We start from the raw sequence: 1,725 nt of genomic DNA, 5'->3' as shown, positions 1-1,725 counted from the left end.
CTTACAAGTTAATTTATTTTGGTTTTATATCTCTTCAGATGACTATGACAAAGCAATAAATTTAGCAAATAAGTTGAAAAAGAAAAGTCAGACAATTGATTTGAAAATGTTTAGTCAATCTCTCCTCTTTAATGGCTCTTTACGATCCTCAAAATGGAATGACATTCCTAGTATTTGTCAAGAGTATAAACACTTAATTAAAGAATTTATAGAAAAAAAGCCACAAGATATACATCCCTTAGTTAGAGAAAATTTACTAACAGTTATGAACCCGATTTCTTACTATGAAGATAACCCACAAGAGAATCGACCGCTTTTAAGTCAGATTGGTAGTTTGTTCCAAGAAACCTACAAAGAAATGCTGGGTTTTCAAGAGGAAAGTTTTGACAAACCGAGAGAAGATAATGCCAATAAAAAACTTAAAATTGGTTACATTGCCCAAAGCTTAAAACGTCATCCCGTGGGTTTATTGAGTCGTTGGACTATTAATTATCACAATCGTGAGCAGTTTGATATTCACCTTTATATGGTGAGTCAACCCGTGGATGAAATAACTCAACAATGGTTTTCTAATCCCGCAGATAAAATCTATCATGCTACTGCTGATTCCTTAGTAACCTATCGCAAAATTAAAGAAGATAACATCGATATCCTTGTGGACTTAGATAGTGGTACTGGACTAATGGTTGTCCCAGTTATTGCCCTTAAACCTGCTCCTATTCAAGTTAACTGGTTAGGTTTTGATGGTTCCGGTTTACCCGCAGTAGATTATCTTTTAGCGGATCCTTATGTACTACCAGAAAATGCCCAAGAATATTATCAAGAAAAAATCTGGCGTTTACCTGATGCTTTTGTCGCTGTGGATGGTTTTGAAATAGCCGTTCCTACCCTGCGAAGAGAAGATTTAGGTATTAATAACGATGCGGTTATTTACCTAAGTTCTCAAACTGCAATTAAGCGTAATCCTGCGATGATTCGCTTACAAATGCAAATCCTCAAATCCGTACCTAATAGTTATTTCCTGATTCAAGGAGTTGCTGATGATAATTCCCTCTGGGATTTATTCTGTCAAATTGCCGCAGAAGTTGGGGTAGAAACTAATCGAATTAAGATGCTTCCTCTCTATCAGACGGAAACCTACAGGGCAAATTTAGCCATCGCTGATGTGGTTTTGGACACCTATCCCTTTAACGGTGGTACAACCACCCTAGAAACCCTCTGGATGGGAATTCCTCTGGTGGTTAAAGTGGGGCAACAATGGTCATCACGCAACGGTTATACTTTAATGATGAATGCGGGAATAACTGAGGGTATAGCTTGGAGTGATGAAGAATATGTGCAGTGGGGAATTAAGTTAGGATTAGATAAAAATTTAAGAGAAGAAGTCCGTTGGAAACTCCGAAAGTCTCGTCATACATCTCCCCTCTGGAATGCCAAACAATTTACCAGAGACTTAGAAACTGCTTATCGGCAAATGTGGAATATTTATTGTCAATCTTAGCGGATAAAAACTATGCAATGGCATCAAGACACACAAACCAACTTAAACGACAACAATTATCAACTGGTGGTGCAGTTTTATGAACAATTAACTGAAAACAATTCTTCGGTCATTGAGGATTATTTTTATCTAGGATTAGCCTATCTTTTACAAGATAGAGAAGAAGACGCACAAGCTACTTGGTTACTGGTGTTGAGTCAAGCAGCCGAATCAGAATTATCGGG

At 37.4% G+C, this 1,725-nt stretch carries 2 protein-coding genes; both read left to right on the top strand.

What is annotated here, in order from left to right; genetic code table 11:
• Window positions 1-1,501: O-linked N-acetylglucosamine transferase, SPINDLY family protein (locus tag PX636_RS17195; protein WP_288118012.1), on the top strand; the 1,501-nt coding region annotated here is incomplete at its 5' end.
• Window positions 1,502-1,513: 12 nt separating this feature from the next.
• Window positions 1,514-1,725 (top strand): hypothetical protein (locus PX636_RS17190; RefSeq protein ID WP_288118011.1); only part of this gene is annotated, 212 nt, incomplete at its 3' end.

The sequence above is a fragment of the Microcystis sp. M53598_WE2 genome, from assembly GCF_030067735.1.
Lineage (GTDB): Bacteria > Cyanobacteriota > Cyanobacteriia > Cyanobacteriales > Microcystaceae > Microcystis > Microcystis aeruginosa.
Note: the sequence above shows the minus strand (reverse complement) of the source record. Positions and strands in the feature narration are given on the sequence as shown.